The sequence below is a fragment of the Martinezella rhizogenes genome (genome assembly GCF_000799715.1).
Taxonomy (GTDB): Bacteria; Pseudomonadota; Alphaproteobacteria; order Rhizobiales; family Rhizobiaceae; genus Rhizobium; species Rhizobium rhizogenes_C.
The window spans coordinates 784,975-806,453 of the sequence record NZ_JUHG01000013.1; the positions used below are offsets into that span (position 1 = coordinate 784,975).

Genomic DNA, 21,479 nt, shown 5'->3' on the forward strand with positions numbered 1-21,479 from the left:
AAACCGGAGGGGGAGTCCGGACACTGACGACCGTCATTCGCAACCATAGTCAATTAGGAGGAGGAGGAACCATCATGAAACGCTCATTGATCTTCGCTGCCGCGCTGGCGGCCAGTTCCCTATTGGGTATCAGCGCGCAAGCACAGAATGGGCCGGTCACCATCACATGGCAGATGTGGGGTGAACCGAACGATGCTCAGCTCTGGCAGCAACTGGCGGATCTCGTCACCCAGCAATATCCCGATATCAAAGTCCAATTGCAGCTTTCGGGCTGGACGGATTACTGGACCCGCCTGCCGGTGCTGGCGGCATCGGGCCAGGTCGCCGATATCGTCTCGATGCAGTCCATGCGTATGCCGAATTTCTATTCGATCCTCGACCCGCTCGACGACTATGTAAAGAAAAGCGACGTGAAGGTTGCGGACTTCGAAACCTCGATCATGTCGGGCCTCTCCCATGACGGCAAACTGTATGCGTTGCCCTATGATGTCGGCCCGTGGATGGTGTTCTACAATCGCGACAAGTTCGCGGCCGCCGGCCTGAAAGAGCCGGCCAAGGATTGGACATTCGATGATTTCAAGGCCGATGCCAAGACGCTGACCAAGGACGGGACTTACGGCTACGGAACGCAGGCCTTCGACTTCATCGCCGGCCCGGTCGCGCTCGGCGCGGAATACTTCAATGCGGACAATGAATTCGACCTGACCAATGCAGGCTTTGTCGACGCATTCAGCAAATATGCCGATCTCACCGCCAAGGACAAGCTTTCCCCTGTCTTCGCGTCCGCGTCCGACGCATCGGCGGCGAGCGGCCGTTTCGCATCGGGCAATGTGGCCATGTATATCGACGGTCCCTGGACGCTGATCACGGCGCAGGCCAACGTGAAGTTCAAGATCGGCATCGCGCCGCTGCCGCGTGGCAGCGGCCCCTCGCGCTTCATCACCGCCGGTTCGGGCTGGGGCATTTCGGCTGCCAGCCAGCACAAGGATGCCGCCTTCAAGGCGCTGCAAGTGCTGAGTGGTCCGAAGGCCGCCGAAATCCTCGGCTCGGCCGGGCGGGCGCTGCCGGCGCGGCTTGCCCAGCAGACCTACTGGTATGACGGGGCCGCCAAGAATGTCGCCGGTACCCGTGATACGCTGCAATATATGTTCGCCCATACGACACCCTTCCGCATCAATGAGAAATGGAACCAGTTCGAGAACCTGGTGATGCAATATGTGCCGGTGGCCTTGACGGGCGATTCGACGCCTGAAGGCGTGCTTTCCGACATCCAGAGCCAGCTTCCGTAACCCTCGGCACCTGGCGGGCCTGCGGCCGGATGCATCGGCCCGGTCGCAAGCCGCTCGCCGGAAAGGAAAGGCCCATGATGCTGGCCAGACACACCGACCTCAATACGAGACCAAGGCCGCGTTCCAGACGATGGTTCAGGGGAGAAGGGTGGACGGCCCTGTTCTTCCTGTTGCCCGGCCTGATCGGCATTTTCCTGTTTCTTGTGCTGCCGATCCTCGCTTCGATCGCGCTCAGCTTCACCAACTGGCAATTGCTCGGCACGCCGCGTTTCGTCGGCTTCTCCAATTATACGCGGCTGTTCACGACCGATCCGCAATTCTGGACGGTCATGCGCAACACCGTGTTCTTCACGATCGAATATCTGATCCTCAACATCATCATCTCGCTCGGGCTGGCGGTCTGGATCTCCAGCCTGAAGATCGGGCAGCGATGGTTCCGGGTGGTCTTCTTTCTCCCCACCTTCACGCCGCTGATTGCGGTTGCCATCGTCTGGATGCTGATCTTCACCAGCGGCGGTCTCTTCGACAGCCTCATGGCGCAGCTCTCGCTGCCGTTTTCGGGCGTCCTCAACAACCGGACGCTCGCCATGCAGGCGGTGATCATCACCTCGCTCTGGGCCGGCATCGGATACAATACGGTGCTCTTCAACGCCGCACTCGACATGGTGCCGGCAACCTATCTGGAAGCCGCGCGGATCGATGGCGCGACGGCCTGGGACCGGTTCTGGAAAATCCGCCTGCCGCTCATTTCGCCAACGCTGTTCTTCGGCACGGTGATGACGGCGATCACCTCGTTGCAGGTCTTCGACCAGATCTACGTCATGACCAAGGGCGGGCCTGGTTCATCGACCGCGACGCTCGGCTACGCCATCTACCAGCGCGGCTTCCAGAACTTCCAGATGGGCTACGCCTCCGCCATCGCCTGGGTGATGTTCGCGCTGATCATGGCGCTGACGGCCCTGCAATTCTGGCTCCAGCGCAAATGGGTACATTATGACAGTTAAGTCCAAAGCCAGGGCACGCCGGAAACTGGCGTTCGACATTCTCAATCACGCCGCGCTGCTTCTCGTCGCGCTGGCCTTCCTGTTCCCGTTTTTCTGGATGGTCTCGAATGCGGTCCGCTCCAATGCCGAGGTGATGGCGATACCGGTACGGCTCCTGCCCGAGGTCTTCGAATGGGGCAATTTCGCAGCCGCCTGGACCAGATTGCCGTTCGGCCGCTTCTTCCTCAACAGCGCCATCATCGCCATCTGCGTCACGGCGATCACCGTCGTGGTGTCCTGCCTTTCGGGCTATGCCTTCGCACGGCTGAAATTCAGGGGACGCGAGATGCTACTGCTCGGCTATATCGGCACGCTCATGGTGCCGCCGCTGATGCTCATCATCCCACTATTTCTGATCGTCAACAGGCTCGGCCTTGTGAACACCTTTCCGGGCGTGATCCTGCCGGTCGCCTTCGGCACCTTCGGCGCATTCCTGATGCGGCAGTTCTTTCTCTCCATTCCGATGGAGCTGGAAGAGGCGGCACGGATAGACGGAGCCTCGCGGCTGCGCATCCTGGTCAGCATCATCGTGCCGCTGTCGATGCCGGCCATCGGGCTTTTGTCGCTGTTCACCTTCATGGGCCAATGGAGCAATTTTCTCTGGCCGCTGATCGTCATGACCGGAGCCGACAATGCCACCCTGCCGGTGGGGCTCACCCTGTTCCAGACGCAACAGGGGACGCAGTGGAACTATCTGATGGCGGGTGCCGCCCTTTCCATGCTTCCGGGGATTGTCCTCGCGATCATCCTCCAGAAGCTCATCTACAACAGCATCGCCCTCAATGCGGGCATGGGCGGGCGCTAAAGCGCCTACAGACTCTTGGGAGCTAGATCATGGCGAAACTGACGATCCGCAATGCCGTCAAACGATACGGTGCGCTTGAGGTGCTGCATGGCGTATCCGTCGCGGCTGAGGACGGGGAGTTCGTCGTACTTGTGGGACCTTCGGGCTGCGGCAAATCCACCTTGCTGCGCATGATTGCCGGGCTTGAAAGCATCAGCGATGGCGAGATCGAAATCGGCGACCGCGTCGTCAACGACCTCGAGCCCAATGAGCGCGACATCGCCATGGTATTCCAATCCTATGCGCTCTATCCGCATATGACCGTGCGCGACAACATGGCGTTTTCGCTGAAACTTGCACGCCGCAGCCGGCAGGAGATCGAACAAATGGTCAATGACGCCGCCGGCATTTTGGACATCACCCTGCTCCTCGACCGCTACCCGCGTCAGCTGTCCGGCGGACAGCGTCAGCGCGTGGCCATGGGTCGCGCCATCGTCCGCAATCCGGCGGTATTTCTGTTCGACGAGCCACTCTCCAATCTCGACGCCAAGTTACGCGTTCAAATGCGCACCGAGATCAAGACGCTGCACCAACGCCTGGGCACCACCATGGTCTATGTGACCCATGACCAGATGGAAGCGATGACCATGGCCGACCGCATCGTCGTGATGCGTGGTGGCCATATCGAACAGGTCGGTTCCCCGCTAGACATCTACGATAGGCCAGCCAACAGTTTCGTCGCCGGATTTATCGGATCGCCATCGATGAATTTCATTGACGGTCTTGTCGTCGAGCGGGGCGGAACTGTGGAATTGGCAGCAGCGGAGGGTGTGCATTGGCCTCTGCCGGATACTGCACACGCCTACATCGGACAGTCCGTTCAATTGGGTATCCGGCCCGAACATATTGCCGTCGACACGGACGGAGTGCAAGCCAGGGTCACCATCATCGAGCCGACGGGCTCTGACACGCACCTGCAGTTGCTGGCCGGCTCCCAATCGATCATCGCGTCCGTCAGGGACCGCCCCTCTGTGGCGGTCGGCCAGTTCGTCCCGCTCAGGATCGATGCGCGGAAGGCGCATCTGTTCGATCCCGCGAGCGGCAAGCGGCTGCATTGAACGGGTTTACAGGAGAGTTTTCGCCGTCAGACGACGCTCCAGAAACGAAAAAGCCTGCCGCGGGAGGAGGTGCGGCAGGCTTTTCGAAAAGAACCGAACAGCGACTGGGAGGAGGAGTGCCGCTGTTCCTACAGACGTCCCTGGGAGGAGGAGTGGGCCGTCTGAAACCCGAAGCTCTGCGGGAGGAGGTGCATTGCTTCGATGGGTTGGATCATACACCGGCCGTCGCGGTTTCCTATAGTTTATGCTGCACTGCAGCTATGCAAGAAATACAGATCTGAAAGATCCACCACGAAACGAGGACCCAACCGATCCTCAGACAGGGAGCCCGACGCAAAAACGCCCGCGTCATCAGCGGGCGTCGAGCAATCTTTGAGACGATAAATCCGTGCGGTTAGCGCACGACCGATGCGCGGGCAACGCTGCGGATGTCGGCTCGGTCGATACCGAGGTCCTGCAGTTCACGGCTGGACATGCGGCCAAGTTCGTTGACGGTCTGACGGAACTTGCGCCAATTGTTGAAAGAGCGTGCTACGTTCATGATGATCCCCTTTCCTGAGGGCTTCTGACGTCAGCAGCCTCGCTTGGCTCCGGCGTCGTTTCGATGGTTGGAATATAGCCATTTCAATCGGTTTAAAACAGTGACAATCTCTCATCCCACCCATGCATCTGGCGCATTGGTTCTGCATATTTCGCAAGAGATGATCGTTTCTTAGGCGCTGGAGCCACCGGAGCCGCCAGCATTGGGGTCCAGACGTCGACAGATCCCGGTTCGAACTGTGGGCCGGCATCAGCTTCAGGGCATCGAGCAGAAGAGTGAGATACCGTCCGCTTTGACGGTTGATGCATTCTCGGAATCAATGCCTTGGCCACCGAGTGCTCAATGCATAATATGATGGCGGCGGCGTATTCCGAAGCTGCTCGCGTCCGCGGACCCAGAAAACTACACGCTCAACCAGCTGCGCGCAGCTCAATGACCAGGATATCAGCCATGAAAGTCGGTTTTGTTGGAACAGGCGCGATCACCGAGGCGATGGTGGCCGGTATGCTGACGGGGTCACCCCTGGCCAGCGAGGTCATTATCTCGCCTCGCAATGCCCATGTCGCGGCAAGACTGGCGGAAAAATTCCCGGCGGTGCGCATTGCCACCGACAACCAGGCTGTCATCGATGCCTCCGAGATTTTGTTCTTGGCAATTCGGCCGCAGGTCGCCGAAGAGGTCGTCAGGGGTCTCAGCTTCCCCGAAGGCCAGGTGGTGGTGAGCGTGATCGCCGCTGTGGATCGCGGCACGCTTATCGAATGGATCGGCCAGGACGTTCGCCTGACGCAAGCGGTTCCCCTGCCGTTTGTTGCTGAGCGCGAAGGCGTGACTGCAATCTATCCGCCGGACCGTGACGTCGCTTCGCTGTTCTCTTCTCTGGGGACTGCCGTCGAATGCGAGACGAGGGAAGAATATGATCTGCTGGCGGCGGCGAGCGCGATGATGGCCACATATTTCGGCATCATGGATCGCGCCACCGGCTGGCTCACTGAAAAGGGAATGCCGGAACGGACGGCACGGGCATATCTCGCTCCGCTTTTCGCCAGCCTTTCACAAACCGCGCTCAAGTCCAGCGAGATCCCGTTCGAGGAAATGAGCCGCGAGTTTGCGACGAAGGGCGGCCTCAACGAGCAGGTCTTGTCCGATTTCGACCGCAATGGCGGCATGGCGGCGCTGACGGCAGCGCTCGATCGCGTCCTCATGCGCATCACCGATCGCTGACGCTGCGGGAAAGCGATCTCGGCGATCGGCAAATGGGCACCCGGACGTATTTTTGAGTAACAGGCCCAGGGCTTTCCGGGTCTCAGGGCGTCTGTTTCGGCCGCCAGCGCAGCAAATAGGATTCCAGGACATGCGCCAGACGGTTTAGCGAGAACCCGACGAGGCCGAGAACGAGGACGCCGACCATCACCAGGGCCATGTCGAACCGCTCACGGCCGGCGATGACCAGACCGCCGACGCCACGTCCGACGGCAAGGAAATATTCGGCTCCCACGGTCGCAAGCCACGCATAGATCAGCCCGAGATGCACGCCCGTCGCGATCGACGGCATGGCGGACGGAAGATAGATGCGCAGCACGCGCTGCCGTGCGTTGAATTTCAAGGCACGTCCGACCTCGATCAAATCATGAGGCGCATCCCGCATACCGTCATAGGTGTTGAGGGCGATCGGAATGAAGGAAGCCAGCGCCACGAAGACGATCTTTGCCTGTTCGCCGAAGCCGAACCAGACGGAGATCAGTGGTATCCAGGCAAGAAGCGAGATCTGCTTCAGCCCGTTGAAAGTCGGCGTCAACAGCCTGTCGGCCACGCGCGAGAGCGCCAGGAACGTGCCAAAACCGATGCCGATAACGCCGCCAATCAGAAATCCGGCGATATTGCGCATCAGGCTGAAACCGAGCTCGCCGATCAGATCATTGTCGAACAGCTCGCGCTTGGCGGTGCGGGCGACTTCTTCCAGCGATGGCAAGAAGCGTGGGTCGGCAAGGCCGGTCCGGCTCGACACTTCCCAGGCGACGAACATCAGGATCGGCAAGGTGATGCCACGGCGAAACCGGACTGCCCTGCTTGCAGTGGCCATGGTCATATCTCCTGCCGCTTCCAGCGCTGAAGCAGCACCTCGGTGCGATCCAGGCTCTTGTCCATGATGAAACCGACGAGGCCGATGGCAATCATCGCAACGATGACGGTGTCCAGCCAGAACATCTGCCGTCCCCAGACCAGCAAGTAGCCAAGCCCTTCCGAGGAGGCCAGAAGCTCGACACCAACAAGCGAGGTCCAGGAATGGGTGAGGCCGTAGCGAATGCCGGTGAATATCGAAGGCACGGCGGCCGGCAGCACGATCAGCCGCAAGGTCTGCCAGCGGCTGAAACGCAACGCCCGGCCGACCTCAAGATACCTGGGGGAAACGCCGCGAATGCCCGTCAGCGTGTTCAACGTCATTGGCACGATCGCGCCCTTGGCGATGATGATGATCTTCAGGGTCTCGTCGATGCCGACGAGCAGCATGAGGAGCGGGATCCAGCCAAGCGTCGGGATCTGCGCGAAGGCGATGAACAGCGGCTTCACATAGTCCTCGACCCGCTCCGAAAGGCCCATCGATATACCGAGAACGAGGCCGGCGCTGGCGCCAATGGCAAAGCCGATGACGACGCGGCGCAGGCTGACGCCCGTATGGTAGAGAAGTTCGCCGCTGACGATCATGTCGCGCGCCGTCTGATAGACATAGTCAGGCGGCGGCAGGATCTGTTGCGGCAGCCAGCCTCTGACGGAGGCAACCCACCAAAGGACCAGCAACGCAAACGGCACGACCAAAGCCGTAGCCGCGATCGCAAGACGCCTGCGCCATGGAGCGGGAAGCCGGATGCCGGCATGCCCGGCAGTCTCGAAAAACGCGGCCATGCCCGCTCCCTTCACTGTGTTTTCAAAGCCGAGATCAGGACGCGACCGGCTTTCCGTTCGCGCCATAGGGCTGCCAGAATGTCTTCAGCCCGAGCTTCTCCAGTGCGTTGTCGAGGTATTTAGGCTCGAACCAGCCGTTGAGATCGACATCACGACGAATAAGGCCGTATTCCTTGCTCTTCACCGCCTGCTCCTTGTACTGCGAGACCAGCAGGTCATCGATCAGCGGCGAATTGCGGTAGACGAGCGTGTCGTTGCGGAAATACTCCTCAAGAATCGGGATTTCCGTGCCGGACTTGTGCCACAGCTCGAAAAGGGCCGCCCGGTTGGGCTCCTCGGAGGACCATTGCGCCGCCTTGACGAAAGCATCGACGACCCGCTGCGTGATCTCGGGGTGAGCATCGATAAACGCTTCGCGCGCGACGATGCCGGCATTGCGGCCGAAGCGGGGATCGTCGCCCTTGGTCGTATAGATGACATCGGCGCTGCCCTTGGCGGCGAGATTGATGAGCTGGGTGTCGCCGAAGGCGGCATCGATATCCTTGCTGACAAGGGCTGCCACCGTTCCGGCGCTGTCGAGATTGATCACCTGCAGGTCGCGCTCCTTCAGCCCATGCGCCTCAAGAATCTTGATCGCGGCCAGGTGACCGTTGGTGCCGCGTTGCAGAGCAACCTTGCGCCCCTTCAGATCCTCGATCTTCTTGATGCCGGAATCCTTGGCGACCGCCAGATAGAGTGGCTTGCGCGCACCGCTGGCGAGGAGATATTTGGTCTTCAGACCAGTGGCGCGTCCGATCAGCGCCGGCAGATCGCCCTGATAGGCGAAGTCGAGCTGGTCATTGGCAAAGCCCTCGTTCACCGCCGGGCCGGCGCCCTTGAAGAAGGTCCACTCGATCTTGACGTTCGCATCGTTGGCGAACTCCTTCTCCAAATATTCGCCGGCACGCGCGGTTGCTGCCGAAGTGCCTTCAGAATACGGACGATTGTCGACGCCGATCGCGGCATAGCCGACATGGATGACCAGCGGCTCTTCCGCCTGGGCGGATGCGGCAAACATGCCGAGCGCAAGGGCTACGCCCGCGACAAGGCGGGAAATAGATACCAGTTTCATAGAGCTACTCCGTTTCCTGATCTATCTGACGGCGGCGATGGCCGGTCTGGCGTCGACTGAGCGTTGCCCTCCCCCCGGCGAAACCGCTCGGAGACTTGGCGAAGGATGTGTCGTGGCGTTGAGGCTTTCCAGAACGCGGTTGCGCACCTCGGTCAGCGCCGGCGAGGTCCTCGCGCGCAGTCGCGGCAATTCCACCGGAATGATCTCACGAATGCGGCCGGGTCGCGGCGACATGACGACGACGCGATCGCCGAGATAGGCCGCCTCGTCGACATCGTGTGTCACCAGCACCATGGTGATGCGTTCCTTCGCCCAGATCTCTTGCAGCTCGTCCTGAAGCCGGGCCTTGGTGATGGCGTCGAGCGCGCCGAAGGGCTCGTCGAGAAACAGGACATCAGGGCGGTTGACGAGACCACGGGCAATGCCGGCGCGCTGCGCCATGCCGCCCGAAAGCTGATGCGGATAGGCCTTGGCGAAACCGGAAAGCCCAACCAGTTCCAGATGCTCCTCGACGAACCTCTTCTTGTCCGCCTTGCTATCTCCGGAGTTTTCCAGACCCAGCGCCACATTGCGGGCAACCGTCAGCCATGGGAACAACCGAGGTTCCTGGAAGACGATGCCACGATCGAGGCTCGGCTCGGTGACGGGCTTGCCCGCATGGGTGATTGAACCGGAGGTGGCGGTATCCAGCCCGGCGCCGAGGCGGAGCAACGTCGATTTTCCGCAGCCGCTGGCGCCGACGATGGTGACGAACTCACCCTCGGCAATGTCGAGGCTGACATCGTCGAGCGCCGTCAGGCTTTCGCCATTCACCTGGAAGTGCCGGGTCACATGGCTGATCTTCAGATGCGAAGGATTGCTCATTCTTCTTCCCTGCCCCTATTCGGCGGTAATGGCCGGTCGGCTAAAGGGAAGCTTCGAGCTTGAGCTGGCGTTTCTTGCCGGTCATCGTTCTCTCCCCAATAGAGTCAGGAGAGGCTAGCAGTAAATATTATAATCTATAGAAATTATATTCTATTTAGATGGGCCGCCTCGGATTTGTTATCGCTGGCGACGCCTACAGCGCGGACAACGTTCCATGAGGAGCGGCCAAACGGCTAAGGCTGACACAATTCTTGCAATCGGCCGGGCCAGGGGCGCCGCGCGGAGAAAGATTTTCTTCTCGTGAGATCAAATAGATATTGCTGGACTTGAAGCAGCAGTCGCCGAACCCTCACACACGATGCAAAGCAGGGCCGCCAAGGCCAGATGCGTGAGGCAAACATGTCCTTCGAACCGGATACAACAGATCCCCTGGTCGCCAGGGCCGTCGAACTGCGTAAGATCTTTGATCAGGACGCCGTTCAGCGTGACAAGCAGGGTGGCCGGCCTGTCGAACAGATCCGGCTACTGAAGGAAAGTGGACTGCCAGCGGCGCAAATTCCGCGACACTATGGCGGACAGGGTGCAAGTTGGCTGTCGATCCTGCGTGTCGTGCGGGAGTTCGCCCGTACCGACGGCTCGCTGGCGCATCTCTTCGGATATCACCATCTTCCGCTCAATCTCGTTCTCTTTCGCGGTTCGAACGCGCAGAAAGACCACTGGCTGCGTGCCTCCGCCGCCGCAAACTTGGTCTGGAGCAATTCCGGTAATGCGATGTCGAAGACATCGTCGGGAAGGCGCCTCGACAATGGCTGGATCGTCAACGGCAAGCGCCCCTTTTCCTCCGGTTCCCACATCGCCGACTACATTCAGATCTCATGGGAGAAGCCGGAGGGAGAGCGTCTGACCGCCGCTATTCCCGCAAGCCGTGAAGGCATCGTCATCGAGGACGATTGGGACGGGATCGGCCAACGCCAAACCGGTAGCGGCACGGTCAGCTTCCACAATGTCGAAATCCTCGACGACGAAGTAATCAGCGCGCCGAACGTACCGCTGACGCCCTATACGTCGCTGATCTCCCTGTTGCAGCAGAGCGTGCTGCTCAACGTCTTTGTCGGCAGTGCGCAAGGCGCGCTCGACGAGGGGCGGAGTTATACGACGACATCGTCGCGGCCCTGGATCTACTCCGGCGTCGACAAACATACCGACGATCCCTGGATCAAGCGGCAGTATGGCGATCTCTACATCAGCACGCTGGCGGCAACCGAGCTTGCCGACAAGGCAGCCCGAAGCCTGGACGAGGCCTTCAATCAAGGGCCAAGCCTGTCGCACGAATATCGCGGTGCCGCCGCCATCGATGTTGCCACGGCGAATGTCTTTGCCGGCGAAATCGGCCTCGCCGTCTCCAGTGAAATCTTCGAGGTCATGGGCGCGCGCTCGGCCACCAACGCCAACGGCTTCGACCGTTTCTGGCGCAATGTCCGCACCCATACGCTCCACAATCCCGCCGAATACAAGAAACGCACCGTCGGCACCTGGCTGCTGACTGGCGAATTTCCCGTACCAGCCATGTACCGCTGAAAGGACCCTCCATGGCAAGACGCAAGGATAAGATCAAGCTCGGCGCCTTCCTGCTGTTCACCGGCCATCATGTCGCCGCCTGGCGGCATCCGCAGGCGTCGGTCGGTACCGAATTCGAGAACTACCTCGAGCTTGCCAAGCTGGTGGAGGCCGCGAAGTTCGATGCGATCTTCTTTGCCGACGGCGTGGCCGCTCGGTTGAAGGATGTCGATGCGGCAAGCCGAAAGGCGCATAGCGGCGTCTATCCGTTCGAGCCGATCACGCTGCTGTCGGCGCTTTCCAGCGTCACGAAAAATATCGGCCTGATCGCCACGGCCTCCACCAGCTATTCCGACCCCTATAATCTCGCCCGGCAGTTCGGATCGCTAGACCGGTTAAGCGGCGGGCGTGCCGGCTGGAATCTGGTGACGTCGTCGGATCCAGACGCTGCCTATAATTTCGGCCACGACACGCAGATCCTGCACGGCGACCGCTACGATCGTGCCGAGGAATTCGCCGATGTCGTGCTCGGCCTCTGGGATAGCTGGGACGATGACGCCTTTGTCCGGGACCGTGAAAGCGGCCGCTATTTCGACCCCGAGAAATTGCATCGCCTCGAACACAAGGGCCAACACTTCAGGGTTCGCGGGCCGCTGAACATTCCGCGCTCGCCGCAGGGCCGGCCAGTCGTGGTACAGGCCGGTGCTTCCGAGCCCGGCAAGGAGCTCGCCGCCCGCACGGCCGAGGCGATCTTTGCGGCGCAGATCACCCTTGAGGAAGCCACAGCCTTTTACGCCGACGTCAAAGGAAGGCTCGCAAAATTCGGCCGCTCGCACGACGATCTGAAGATCCTGCCGGGCATCTTCCCGGTGATCGGGCGAAGCGAGTCCGAGGCGCAAGAAAAATTCGAAGCGCTGCAGGAGCTGATCCAGCCGGAGGTCGGCCTCAATCTCCTGTCGCAATTGAGCGGCCTAGACCTCCGTTCCTACCCGCTCGATGGCCCGGTACCGCTCGATCCGCCGGTCACCAATGCCGGCAAGAGCCGCCAGGAACTGCTGCTCGATCTCGCCCGCCGCGAAAACCTGACCATCCGCCAGCTCTATCTGCGCATCGCAGGCGCACGCGGCCATTGGCAGGTCGTGGGCACACCGACGCAGATCGCCGACGTGCTGGAAGAGCGGTTCGAGAATTATGGCGCCGATGGCTTCAACATCATGGCGCCGATCATGCCGGGCGGTCTGGCCGATTTCATCAATCTCGTCGTACCCGAACTGCGCCGCCGTGGCCTGTTCCGCGAGGAATATGAGGGATCCACGCTACGCGAAAACCTCGGGCTGAAGCGCCCGCCCAACCGTTTTTCCGCAGGCAATGCGGTCGCGGCAGAATAGGAGAAGACTGATGGCGCGTGACAAGCTGTTTCTAATTTCACCGGGGTTTTCCGATCCCAAGCATCCCGGCACCACTTTCGTCTGCCCCTATTGCAATGCGATCGAGGGCCTGCTCGCCAGCTTTCCCGATCTCGCAGCGGCCATCGACGTGGAGCGCGTTCCCTTCGCCCGGCCGCGTCAGAAGGTGATCGACGCCATCGGCGAGGAAAACCAGTCCTTGCCGGTTCTCATTCTCGCGGGCGATGCGCCTATCGATGCCGGAAACCGGAATGGAACGCGCTTCGTCAGCACGACGGATCGTATTCTCGAGCTGCTGTCGGAGCGGCACGGCTTTCCGCGTCTCCACAAGTGAAGGGCAATAAAGCATGACCGTGAAACCCGCCGGCTTCGAACCGCCCTTCCCGCCATCAGCTCTCTTCGCGCCGGATACGACAAACCCGTACCTCGCCAAGGCGGTGGAGCTGCGCGATATCTTTGCCCGGGACGCGATCGAACGGGACCAGCAGGGCGGCAGACCGGAAGAGCAGGTCCGGCTCCTGAAGGAAAGCGGTCTCGTCAACCTGCTGATCCCCAGGGAGTTCGGCGGCCTCGGCGAGTGTTATGCGACGGCCATGCGGATCGTGCGCGAATTCGCCAAGGTGGATGGATCGATCGGGCACCTCTACGGCTATCATTTCAGCCCCTTGCAGAACGCCGTTAACGCTGGTCCCGATGCCTATTCGCAAGACATCCTGCGCCGCTCGGCGGCCGGGCGTTGGTTCTGGGGCAATACGACCAACAGCTTTTCCAAGAGCCTTTTCGGCCGGCGGGAGCCGGATGGTGGCGTTATCCTCAATGGCGTCCGACCCTTTGCCTCCGGATCGCATGTCGCCGATTATCTGACGGTCGCCTGGGAAGACGAGGAGACCAACCAGCGCAGCACCGCTTATATCCCACCAAGTCGCGAAGGGATCACCATCGCCGACGATTGGGACGGTATCGGTCAGCGCCAGACCGGCAGCGGCAGGGTCTTCTACAAGGATGTGAAGATCCGGGCCGACGAGATTTTGCCCAAGCGGCCGCGCGACGCGATCGCCTTGCTGACGCCAATGCAGCAGCAGAGTGTGTTGCTCAACGTCTTCATCGGCAGCGCCCAGGGCGCCTTGATCGCGGCGCGCGACTACACCATCACAAAATCGCGGCCCTGGATCTATTCCGGCGTCGAACGCCATGAGGACGACCCCTGGATCAAGCGGCAATATGGCGAGCTCTGGATCAAAGTGCAGGCGGCAACGGCGCTTGCCGACCGGGCGCTGACGGCGCTGGATGACGCCTATGCCAAGGGGCAGAATCTGACGGCGGAGGATCGCGGCAAGACGGCGATTGCCGTCGCCTCGGCCAATGTCCTGGCGGGCCGCGTCGCCCTGGAGGTGACCAGCGAGATCTTTGAGGTGATGGGCGCGCGCTCCGCAGTCAGGCCCTACGGCTTCGACCGTTTCTGGCGCAACGTCCGCATCCACACGCTTCACAATCCCGCCGAGTACAAGACCCGTAACGTCGGAAGCTGGTTTCTGACGGGAGAGTTTCCGGAACCGGGGATCTTCCAATGAGCGCGAAACGGCAGCTTCATCTCAACATCAACATCCTGCATTCCGGGTTTTCACCGGCGGCCTGGCGGATGGAAGGAAGCGATCCCCGCGCCTCCTTCGACATCAACCACTATGTCAACGTCGCCCGTATCGCCGAGCGCGGCACCTTCGATGCGATCTTCCTTGCCGACCAGGCGGCCATTTCCGATCGCGTCGATTTCCGCCCGTTGACCTCGCTGGAGCCGACGATCGTGCTGGCAACCGTGGCCGCCCATACCGACCACATCGGCCTCATCGCAACGGCGTCGACCACCTATAACGAGCCCTACAACATCGCCCGCCGCTTCGCGACGCTGGATCACGCCAGCGGCGGCCGCGTTGGCTGGAACATCGTCACCAGCGCCGATCTCTCGCAAAGCCGGAACTTCGGCCTTGAGAAGCCGGTGGCGCATGGCAGCCGCTACGAGCGGGCAGCAGAATTCACGGCGGTCGTGAAGGCATTGTGGGACAGTTGGGAGGACGAGGCCTTCCTCGGCGATGTCGCCACCGGGCGCTTCGTCGATCCCACGCGGGTGCATGCAATCGCCCATCGCGGCAAGCATTTTTCCGTGCATGGTCCCCATAATATTCCACGCCCGCCGCAAGGTCATCCCGTCCTCGTTCAGGCCGGCGGCTCCGATGATGGCCGGCAACTCGCGGCCGAACATGCCGAGGCCGTGTTCTCCGCGTCCCAATCCCTGGAGGAAGCGCTGGACTATGCCGGCGATCTCAGGGCTCGGGCCGCTCGTTTCGGCCGTGCGCCGGACAGCCTGCTGGTGCTCGCCGGTCTCGCCACCATCATCGGCAGCACGGAGGTGGAAGCCAAGCGGCGGCAGGAAGAACTGCGCGAACTCATCCCGCTGGAGTATAGCCTTGCGCGGCTGTCGGGCGTGCTGCAGATCGACCCGAAACGGCTGAAGCTGGACGAGGCCTTGCCGGCCGATATTCCCCTGCCGCCGGACGGCGGGCACACTTTCTTTCAGGCAACCCTTGCGCTGGCCCGGCGCGACCAGCTGACCGTGCGCGACCTCATCCGGGCACTCAACGGCGGAACAGGACATCGCACCATCGTCGGCACGCCGGAAGCGGTCGCCGACGATATCGAAACATGGTTCCGAGCGGGTGCCGCCGATGGCTTCAACCTGATGCCGGATGTCTTGCCGCACGGACTGGACGTGTTCGTCGACGAAGTCGTGCCGATCCTGCGTCGACGCGGCCTTTTCCGGCAGGACTATACCGGCCGGACCCTCCGCGATCATCTTGGCCTTGCGCGCCCCGCCAATCCCTATGCCATAGCCGCCGAATGAAGGAGAAGACCCGATGACAGCATTAGCCCCCGTCAGAGCGGAAGAGCGTGATCGCCTGACCGTCCTTGCCACCGAGCGCTATCGCAATGACCAAGGTCTGGCAGGAGATTGGAATGAGACGCTGGATACGCTGCTGTCGCATCGCAGCGTGCGCAACTATCTGCCCAAGGCGGTTCCGGAAGACGTGCTCCATCTGGCAATCGCCGCCGCGCAATCAGCGCCCAGCTCTTCCAACCTGCAAGCCTGGAGCGTGATCGCCGTTGAGGATGAAGCGCGCAAGAGCAGGCTGAATACGGTCGCCGGCACCCAGCGGCAAATCACGCAGGCACCACTCCTGTTGATCTGGCTTGCGGATCTCAATCGGTCACGCACCATCGCCGCCGAGCGCGGCTCATCGGCGGAAGGTCTCGACTATGTCGAAAGCTTCCTTCTCGGGGTCATCGATGCGGCACTGGCCGCGCAGAATGCAGTCTCGGCATTGGAGTCGCTGGGGCTCGGCACCTGCTATATCGGCGCGATCCGCAACGATCCGGAAGTGGTCGCCCGCGAGCTGGAATTACCGGAAGGCGTATTCCCGGTCTTCGGCCTCACCGTCGGCTACCCGGATCCAGCCGTGCTCGCTGGGGTCAAGCCGAGACTGCCGCAGTCGACCGTTCTTCATCGCGAGCGTTACGACACGACACCTCGTCCAGGCGATCTTGAGGATTACAACGCCGCGCTCGGCAGTTTTCAGGCGGAGCAGTCCATGCCGCTGACGGACTGGACCGAGCAGGTGAAGAACAGGATCGGCACCGTCGAGGCCCTGAAAGGACGCCACCTTCTTGGCGCCGCCGCGCGCAAGCTTGGTTTCAAGCTGAAATAGAGACATCTCTATTCTGCGGCGACGATGCTGAGATCCGGGCGTGTATTCCACGTCAGGACCTCATCGATCGCCTGCAACGCCTTCGCTTCCGCCTGAAGCCAGTTGCGAAAGAGATCGACCCGCATCAGGCGTGCCTTGGTGGCCGTCGTCGCGAAGAAATAGGAAAAACTGACGGGCTGGGGACTGCCGAAGGGGCTGACGAGCCGCCCGGCCCTAAGCTCTGCTTCCGCCAACCGGACCTTGCCGAGACCCAGCCCCTGCCCCGCGAGCGCCGCATCGATGATCAGGGAGGATTGGCTGAGACGGAAGCCGCCCTGCGACAGCCGATAGGAAAGGCCCTCCGCCCTCAGCCAGGCATTCCAGTCCGGGCAGGAATGATCATGCTCCGCACCATCCTCATGTAGCAGCGGCACGCCTTCGATCGCCTTCGGACCGTTGCGGAGCCAATGTCGTTCGGCGAATTCCGGACTGCAGATCGGGATGACCGCCTCGGAGAACAGGTGATCCACGACAAGACCGGGATAGGCGCCACTGCCATATCGGATAGCGCAATCGGCGTCGCCGCTATCGAGGTCGGTCAGTTGCGCGGAGGCATCGACCAGGACCTGCAATCCCGGGGCCGCGCGGCGCAAACCGTCCAGCCGCGGGATCAGCCATTTGCTGGCGAAAGACGGCGCCACGGAAACCCGGATCGGCTGTTCGTGATCGCTGGCGGCAAATTGCGTCATCGCACCAAGAACCGCATCGAAGGCGTCCGTCAGACCGGGCACCAGCGCCTGTCCGGCTGATGTCAGCTGCAATTGCCCACGCGTCCGATGGAAGAGCGGCTGGCCGAGATAGTCCTCGAGCAGGCGAATCTGCTGCCCGACCGCAGCCGAGGTCACATGCAGCTCCTCCGCCGCGCGCAGAAAATTCAGGTGCCGCGCCGTGGCCACAAAAGCGCGAAGCGAGGTCAGCGGAGGCAGACGCGCCAGGGTCGGCTGAATGGATTTTTTCCGGGAGTTCGCGATCGTCATCATGGGGCGATTGCAACACAATCATGCCGGCCTAGACGAGAACGTGCATTGCGTTTCCCCGACGTGATGGAAACATTTTCTTTCCCGTAGGCACCCCTTTGCGGAAGCAAAAACTAAAACTTCGAAATAGTCTATATTTTTACTAGATTATCATCTCTGCCTGAGCGCACCGCACGAAGCTTTTCTTTCGAAGGCGGCGAGAAAAACATTCTTCCGAATTTCCGGCCTCCGGTCCGAAGATAGCGCCGGCAGGTCACTGCCGAGCGATCAAGCCTGGGGAAATTCATGGACATCAAAAGACGCCAGTTCAATCAAGTCCTCGCCTTTGCCGCCATCGGCGCCGTGGCGCCGTTTGGCCGCTTTGCACAGGCCGCCGAGCCGACGGCGGGGGGAACGCTGACCCTGCTCGTTCAGCCGGAGCCGCCAACCCTCGTCACGCTTGCCCACACAGCCGGCCCGACGACGCGTGTCAGCGGCAAGGTGACCGAAGGTCTGTTGGCCTATGGACTAGAGGACTTCAAGCCCATTCCGCAGCTCGCGACGGAATGGCACGTCAGCGACGACGGTCTGCAATATACGTTCAAGCTGCGCCAAGGCGTCAAATGGCATGATGGCAAGGATTTCACCTCGGCCGATGTCGCCTTCTCGATCCTGGCCTTGAAAGAGGTCCATCCGCGCGGCCGCGCTACTTTTTCCAGCGTGACCGAAGTGGCGACGCCGGACGACCATACCGCCATCATCAAGCTCTCCAAGCCCGCGCCCTATCTGCTCGGCGCGCTTCAGGCGAGCGAGTCGCCCATCGTGCCTAGGCATGTCTATGAGGGCAGCACGGATCTGCCGGGCAACGCCAACGGCCGCGCGCCAGTTGGCACCGGCCCCTTCATCTTTCGCGAATGGGTGGTCGGAAGCCACGTCATCCTCGACCGCAATCCCGACTACTGGGACAAGGGGCGGCCCTATCTCGACCGCATCGTCATTAAGTTCATTCCCGATGCCAGCGCCCGGCTTGCGGCGCTGGAGACCGGCGAGGTCGATATCGCACCGGATACGCCGGTGTCGCTGAGCGAGATCGATCGTATCAAGACGCTGCCGACGCTTGCGGTCGAGGATCGTGGCAACGATTATTCGCCAACCGTCTACCGCATCGAATTCAACCTCGCGAACAAGTATTTCCAGCACAACAAGGTCCGCCAGGCCGTCGCCCATGCGATCGACCGGCAGAAGATCGCCGATATCGCCTTTTACGGCTACGCCATCCCGGCCCCGAGCCCGATCAGTCCCTACCTGAAGACCTTCTATAACCCCAATACTCCGATCTATGCCTTCGATCTGGCCAAGGCTGAGACGCTGCTGGACGAAGCCGGGTTCCCGCGCGGCGCCGACGGCATCCGCTTCGAGGTGCCGCATGATGTCATGCCCTATGGCGATACCTATACCCGGATTGGCGACTACCTCCGCGACGCGCTTTCAAAAATCGGCATCAAGGTCGATCTTCGCGGCCAGGACGTGCCGACCTGGCTGAAGCGCGTCTATACCGATCGCGATTTCGCCTTCGTGACCGGCGGCATGGGTAATACGTTCGACCCGACCATCGGCGTCCAGCGCCTCTACTGGTCGAAGAACTTCAAGAAGGGTGTGCCCTTCTCGAACGGCTCCGGCTACAACAACCCCGAGATCGACCGCATCTTCGAACAGGCAGCCGTCGAGAACGACCATGCCAAGCGCGTCGAACTCTTCAACCGGATGCAGGTCATCATCGCAACAGACCTACCCGACATCACCCTGGTGTCATTCCGGCAACTGACGATCTTCAACAAAAAAGTCCAGGACCACACCGTCGTCGCCGACGGTCTCTCCGGCAGCCTCTCCAGCGCCTACCTCCTCAAGAACGCCTAGCATTGCCTCAGCAAGGATATCCGCATGACCTTCAATCGCCGCCAATTCCACCAGTCACTATCCGTCGCGACGAATGTTCCTCAACGGCATCCCATTGAAGAAATTCAGCAATCTTGACGGCTAATTCCTCATACTGTGACGTAGCAAGCCTTAGGAATTTTCCGGCGCGGGACTGGTCCCTGCCGACCTTACCTGCCAGATGGCGAGGCCAATCCAAAAGAGCGCGAACAACGGTAGCGGAAGTAATGCCCGGAGGGCGACCCATGTATCGGTATCCACGGTCAATGCAGCAGCGCAGCTGATTGCGACAATGCTGAAAGCGCATACCGATAATCCGACATATGTCTGCCGCCACTTTGCACTCGACATCGCCGATCGGTGTTCGAGGAGGAGATTGCGAAAGCCACTGGTCCGCATAGCCAATATTGCAAACATGAGGACAGCGGGAAGAAACGTAAGAGAGAGCCGAAACTTGATGGAAGTTTCAGACTGGGCGAACCGTGAATGAACCAGTTCGGACAGCCCATACGTGATACCGGTGCTTAGCATGATAATGACGAGAGAACGCCAGACTATGCTCCAAAAGACCTGGACAAATCTGATCATCTTCTTGCATCCCCACCATCGCAAAACTCCCCGTTTAAAGCGAAGTTTTGCGACGTAGCAAAAACAGGCATCCCGCGACATCCGAGCGTGCAGAGTGCCTCACGACGATATTTTCAGCAAGTGATCCGCTTTCATGGCGCCTGTTCACCTGCTCTCCGTCTAGGATGCAACTCTGATCGCAGGTGTAATTTTCGCGAGGATTCGCTCAGCCAGCGCGATGGCCTGGGTACGCTGTTCGGTGATCGAACTCGATTCCCACGCAACCCCGCGCAAAGGATGGCCAATGGCGCTGAGATTGCGATGAATGCGCCCCTCTTCCGAAATCACGTCACCTTCGGGCGTGGCATCGATACCGAAGCCCGTACTGTGAGGGCGCACCTCGCCGCCATCGAGCAGGCTTTCCACGAAGGGATCGCGAATCTGTCGCCAGTCATGCAACTGGTGTCCGCGGCAATTGATGACGCCGTCGAATATCTGCTGTTCCTCACCTCTCCGCGTCCGGATGGTCGCCGCTATGCGATCCCTGGACGGTGTGAGGCCAAGGAGCCTCGCAGGCCCATGCGAAAGGCGGCCTTCCCCAATGACGGCCTGAATCGTCCTGTCGCTTTCGGGCGCGGAACGGTGCGCGGAAACATCCCAGAAAGCCCTGAGATGGCGGCCGAACCGCAACCGTTCCTGATCGCTTGCCTCCTGCCATAGCGGCAGAACATAAGGGCGAATGGCAAGTGGAAGCCCCTGCCAGTCTCCACCGGCGGCGGCAATGGCACGCCGCTCAGCCTTGACGGCCGAAAGCAGCGCACGGGCTGTTGCCGGCAGCGGGTTATCCGCCAGAAAATCGCGGGCCACCTCCGCATTCCTGCGCCCTTCCACGAATTGGCCACGCCTCGAAATCACGCGATATTTGCCGCGATAGCCACGAGCCTCCATGCTGGCGACGGCGTCCACCATCGACAAGCTTGAGCCGATCAACAGAATGTCCTTGCTGCCCAACAGCCGGTCGAGCGCGGCCGGATCCCAGGGATTGGCGGCAAACCGGAAATGACCCGCGACAGAGGCCTCCCAAGACGAAGGTTCCGCCTGAAAGACGCCAAGCGCCAGAACGGCTTCGTCAGCTTCGATCAAGGTCCCGTCCAAGGTCGTGACGCTGATTTTATGCGGGGCGGAGACCAGCTTTGCCGCCGGCGAACGGACATGACGAAACGTCGATCGGGAGACCGCTTGCCGGATGGCCCGATCAAGCTCGTCACGAACATAGGTTCCGTAGAGATAGCGTGGCGGGCTGCTGGATCCGATATCCTCCGGCAACCGCCAGCCACTGGCCGGACCGTTCTCAATCAGCCAACGCACGAGATGATCCGGATCTTCCGGATAGAGGGAGAAGGTCTCGGCAGCACCGTTCACCAGATGAACCGGCTCCGTCGTGCTATAGGCAACACCGCGTCCAAGCTCCTCGCGTGGTTCGATGATGGTGATCGAAAGCGGCACTTCGGCGCGGTCGAGCAATTTGAGCGCCGTTAGCGCGCCGGCAAAACCGCCGCCGATAATGACAATCGAATGTTTCGTATAATGATCGATATGCATGCGATTTT

At 60.9% G+C, this 21,479-nt stretch carries 19 protein-coding genes; 12 read left to right on the forward strand and 7 right to left on the reverse strand.

The genetic code is table 11. The annotated features are described in order from the left end of the window. The first annotated feature begins 74 nt into the window (after window positions 1-74). The 4 genes from EX00_RS15535 to EX00_RS15550 all read left to right on the forward strand — a co-directional run bounded on the left by EX00_RS15535 (window position 75) and on the right by EX00_RS15550 (window position 4,234). Complete coding sequence (locus EX00_RS15535) at window positions 75-1,289, forward strand: ABC transporter substrate-binding protein (RefSeq protein WP_047459342.1); 1,215 nt, start codon at window positions 75-77, stop codon at window positions 1,287-1,289. A 77-nt stretch (window positions 1,290-1,366) separates the two neighbouring features. Continuing rightward, window positions 1,367-2,293, forward strand: a complete 927-nt coding sequence (locus EX00_RS15540) for a carbohydrate ABC transporter permease (RefSeq protein WP_047460389.1) — start codon at window positions 1,367-1,369, stop codon at window positions 2,291-2,293. Beyond that, window positions 2,283-3,137, forward strand: a complete 855-nt coding sequence (locus EX00_RS15545; RefSeq protein ID WP_047459345.1) for a carbohydrate ABC transporter permease — start codon at window positions 2,283-2,285, stop codon at window positions 3,135-3,137. Before EX00_RS15540 ends, EX00_RS15545 begins: the two co-directional genes overlap by 11 nt. A gap of 29 nt (window positions 3,138-3,166) precedes the next feature. Continuing rightward, window positions 3,167-4,234, forward strand: a complete 1,068-nt coding sequence (locus tag EX00_RS15550; RefSeq protein ID WP_047459352.1) for an ABC transporter ATP-binding protein — start codon at window positions 3,167-3,169, stop codon at window positions 4,232-4,234. 394 nt (window positions 4,235-4,628) lie between these two features. Here the strand turns inward: EX00_RS15550 and EX00_RS31095 are convergent, their stop codons facing one another. Next, window positions 4,629-4,775, reverse strand: a complete 147-nt coding sequence (locus EX00_RS31095; protein WP_080761255.1) for a DUF1127 domain-containing protein — start codon at window positions 4,773-4,775, stop codon at window positions 4,629-4,631. A gap of 450 nt (window positions 4,776-5,225) precedes the next feature. Between EX00_RS31095 and EX00_RS15555 the strand changes: the two genes are divergently transcribed. Next, window positions 5,226-5,996 (forward strand): pyrroline-5-carboxylate reductase, encoded by a 771-nt coding sequence (locus tag EX00_RS15555; protein WP_047459353.1) that lies wholly within the window; start codon window positions 5,226-5,228, stop codon window positions 5,994-5,996. Window positions 5,997-6,078: 82 nt separating this feature from the next. Here EX00_RS15555 and EX00_RS15560 read toward each other — a convergent pair whose 3' ends face one another. Genes EX00_RS15560 through EX00_RS15575 form a run of 4 tightly spaced genes read right to left on the reverse strand, consistent with a single transcriptional unit; the run spans window position 6,079 to window position 9,651 of the window. Then, window positions 6,079-6,855, reverse strand: a complete 777-nt coding sequence (locus EX00_RS15560) for an ABC transporter permease (protein WP_047459354.1) — start codon at window positions 6,853-6,855, stop codon at window positions 6,079-6,081. A 2-nt stretch (window positions 6,856-6,857) separates the two neighbouring features. Next, window positions 6,858-7,676 (reverse strand): ABC transporter permease, encoded by an 819-nt coding sequence (locus tag EX00_RS15565; protein WP_047460392.1) that lies wholly within the window; start codon window positions 7,674-7,676, stop codon window positions 6,858-6,860. 34 nt (window positions 7,677-7,710) lie between these two features. Next, a complete protein-coding gene (locus EX00_RS15570) occupies window positions 7,711-8,787 on the reverse strand; it encodes an ABC transporter substrate-binding protein (RefSeq protein ID WP_047459355.1) in 1,077 nt (358 codons plus the stop codon). A gap of 21 nt (window positions 8,788-8,808) precedes the next feature. Further along, window positions 8,809-9,651 carry an ABC transporter ATP-binding protein gene (locus EX00_RS15575; protein WP_047459357.1) on the reverse strand — a complete coding sequence of 281 codons (843 nt, stop codon included), beginning with the start codon at window positions 9,649-9,651 and terminating at the stop codon, window positions 8,809-8,811. A 399-nt stretch (window positions 9,652-10,050) separates the two neighbouring features. Here EX00_RS15575 and EX00_RS15580 point away from each other — a divergent pair, with 399 nt between their 5' ends. From EX00_RS15580 to EX00_RS15605, 6 genes are read left to right on the forward strand one after another with little or no spacing between them, the layout of a single operon-like run. Next, window positions 10,051-11,229 carry an acyl-CoA dehydrogenase family protein gene (locus tag EX00_RS15580; protein ID WP_047459358.1) on the forward strand — a complete coding sequence of 393 codons (1,179 nt, stop codon included), beginning with the start codon at window positions 10,051-10,053 and terminating at the stop codon, window positions 11,227-11,229. Between the two features lie 11 nt (window positions 11,230-11,240). Continuing rightward, window positions 11,241-12,596, forward strand: coding sequence for an LLM class flavin-dependent oxidoreductase (locus tag EX00_RS15585; protein ID WP_047459359.1), 1,356 nt, complete (start codon window positions 11,241-11,243; stop codon window positions 12,594-12,596). Window positions 12,597-12,606: 10 nt separating this feature from the next. After that, complete coding sequence (locus EX00_RS15590; RefSeq protein ID WP_047459360.1) at window positions 12,607-12,948, forward strand: DUF3088 domain-containing protein; 342 nt, start codon at window positions 12,607-12,609, stop codon at window positions 12,946-12,948. Between the two features lie 13 nt (window positions 12,949-12,961). Beyond that, window positions 12,962-14,185 (forward strand): acyl-CoA dehydrogenase family protein, encoded by a 1,224-nt coding sequence (locus EX00_RS15595; protein ID WP_047459363.1) that lies wholly within the window; start codon window positions 12,962-12,964, stop codon window positions 14,183-14,185. Further along, window positions 14,182-15,510, forward strand: a complete 1,329-nt coding sequence (locus EX00_RS15600) for an LLM class flavin-dependent oxidoreductase (protein ID WP_047459366.1) — start codon at window positions 14,182-14,184, stop codon at window positions 15,508-15,510. The genes EX00_RS15595 and EX00_RS15600 overlap by 4 nt, the downstream gene beginning before the upstream one ends. Window positions 15,511-15,523: 13 nt before the next feature. Then, window positions 15,524-16,372, forward strand: coding sequence for an NADPH-dependent oxidoreductase (locus EX00_RS15605; RefSeq protein ID WP_047459368.1), 849 nt, complete (start codon window positions 15,524-15,526; stop codon window positions 16,370-16,372). 8 nt (window positions 16,373-16,380) lie between these two features. Here EX00_RS15605 and gcvA read toward each other — a convergent pair whose 3' ends face one another. After that, window positions 16,381-17,391: a transcriptional regulator GcvA gene (gcvA, locus tag EX00_RS15610; RefSeq protein ID WP_047459371.1), complete on the reverse strand. Its 1,011-nt coding sequence runs from the start codon at window positions 17,389-17,391 to the stop codon at window positions 16,381-16,383. 282 nt (window positions 17,392-17,673) lie between these two features. Here gcvA and EX00_RS15615 point away from each other — a divergent pair, with 282 nt between their 5' ends. Then, window positions 17,674-19,284 (forward strand): ABC transporter substrate-binding protein, encoded by a 1,611-nt coding sequence (locus EX00_RS15615; RefSeq protein WP_047459374.1) that lies wholly within the window; start codon window positions 17,674-17,676, stop codon window positions 19,282-19,284. 765 nt (window positions 19,285-20,049) lie between these two features. Here EX00_RS15615 and EX00_RS15625 read toward each other — a convergent pair. Continuing rightward, complete coding sequence (locus EX00_RS15625) at window positions 20,050-21,471, reverse strand: FAD/NAD(P)-binding protein (RefSeq protein WP_047459376.1); 1,422 nt, start codon at window positions 21,469-21,471, stop codon at window positions 20,050-20,052. Window positions 21,472-21,479: the final 8 nt, after the last annotated feature.

Excerpts from the sequence above, each read along its gene's own strand:
- EX00_RS15560 (WP_047459354.1), bottom strand. The coding sequence starts at position 6,855 with ATGGCCACTGCAAGCAGGGCAGTCCGGTTTCGCCGTGGCATCACCTTG.
- EX00_RS15565 (WP_047460392.1), bottom strand. The coding sequence starts at position 7,676 with ATGGCCGCGTTTTTCGAGACTGCCGGGCATGCCGGCATCCGGCTTCCC.
- EX00_RS15595 (WP_047459363.1), top strand. The coding sequence starts at position 12,962 with ATGACCGTGAAACCCGCCGGCTTCGAACCGCCCTTCCCGCCATCAGCT.
- EX00_RS31095 (WP_080761255.1), bottom strand. The coding sequence starts at position 4,775 with ATGAACGTAGCACGCTCTTTCAACAATTGGCGCAAGTTCCGTCAGACC.
- EX00_RS15600 (WP_047459366.1), top strand. The coding sequence starts at position 14,182 with ATGAGCGCGAAACGGCAGCTTCATCTCAACATCAACATCCTGCATTCC.
- EX00_RS15580 (WP_047459358.1), top strand. The coding sequence starts at position 10,051 with ATGTCCTTCGAACCGGATACAACAGATCCCCTGGTCGCCAGGGCCGTC.
- EX00_RS15585 (WP_047459359.1), top strand. The coding sequence starts at position 11,241 with ATGGCAAGACGCAAGGATAAGATCAAGCTCGGCGCCTTCCTGCTGTTC.
- EX00_RS15605 (WP_047459368.1), top strand. The coding sequence starts at position 15,524 with ATGACAGCATTAGCCCCCGTCAGAGCGGAAGAGCGTGATCGCCTGACC.
- EX00_RS15590 (WP_047459360.1), top strand. The coding sequence starts at position 12,607 with ATGGCGCGTGACAAGCTGTTTCTAATTTCACCGGGGTTTTCCGATCCC.
- EX00_RS15575 (WP_047459357.1), bottom strand. The coding sequence starts at position 9,651 with ATGAGCAATCCTTCGCATCTGAAGATCAGCCATGTGACCCGGCACTTC.
- gcvA (WP_047459371.1), bottom strand. The coding sequence starts at position 17,391 with ATGATGACGATCGCGAACTCCCGGAAAAAATCCATTCAGCCGACCCTG.
- EX00_RS15550 (WP_047459352.1), top strand. The coding sequence starts at position 3,167 with ATGGCGAAACTGACGATCCGCAATGCCGTCAAACGATACGGTGCGCTT.
- EX00_RS15545 (WP_047459345.1), top strand. The coding sequence starts at position 2,283 with ATGACAGTTAAGTCCAAAGCCAGGGCACGCCGGAAACTGGCGTTCGAC.
- EX00_RS15540 (WP_047460389.1), top strand. The coding sequence starts at position 1,367 with ATGCTGGCCAGACACACCGACCTCAATACGAGACCAAGGCCGCGTTCC.
- EX00_RS15535 (WP_047459342.1), top strand. The coding sequence starts at position 75 with ATGAAACGCTCATTGATCTTCGCTGCCGCGCTGGCGGCCAGTTCCCTA.
- EX00_RS15625 (WP_047459376.1), bottom strand. The coding sequence starts at position 21,471 with ATGCATATCGATCATTATACGAAACATTCGATTGTCATTATCGGCGGC.
- EX00_RS15570 (WP_047459355.1), bottom strand. The coding sequence starts at position 8,787 with ATGAAACTGGTATCTATTTCCCGCCTTGTCGCGGGCGTAGCCCTTGCG.
- EX00_RS15555 (WP_047459353.1), top strand. The coding sequence starts at position 5,226 with ATGAAAGTCGGTTTTGTTGGAACAGGCGCGATCACCGAGGCGATGGTG.
- EX00_RS15615 (WP_047459374.1), top strand. The coding sequence starts at position 17,674 with ATGGACATCAAAAGACGCCAGTTCAATCAAGTCCTCGCCTTTGCCGCC.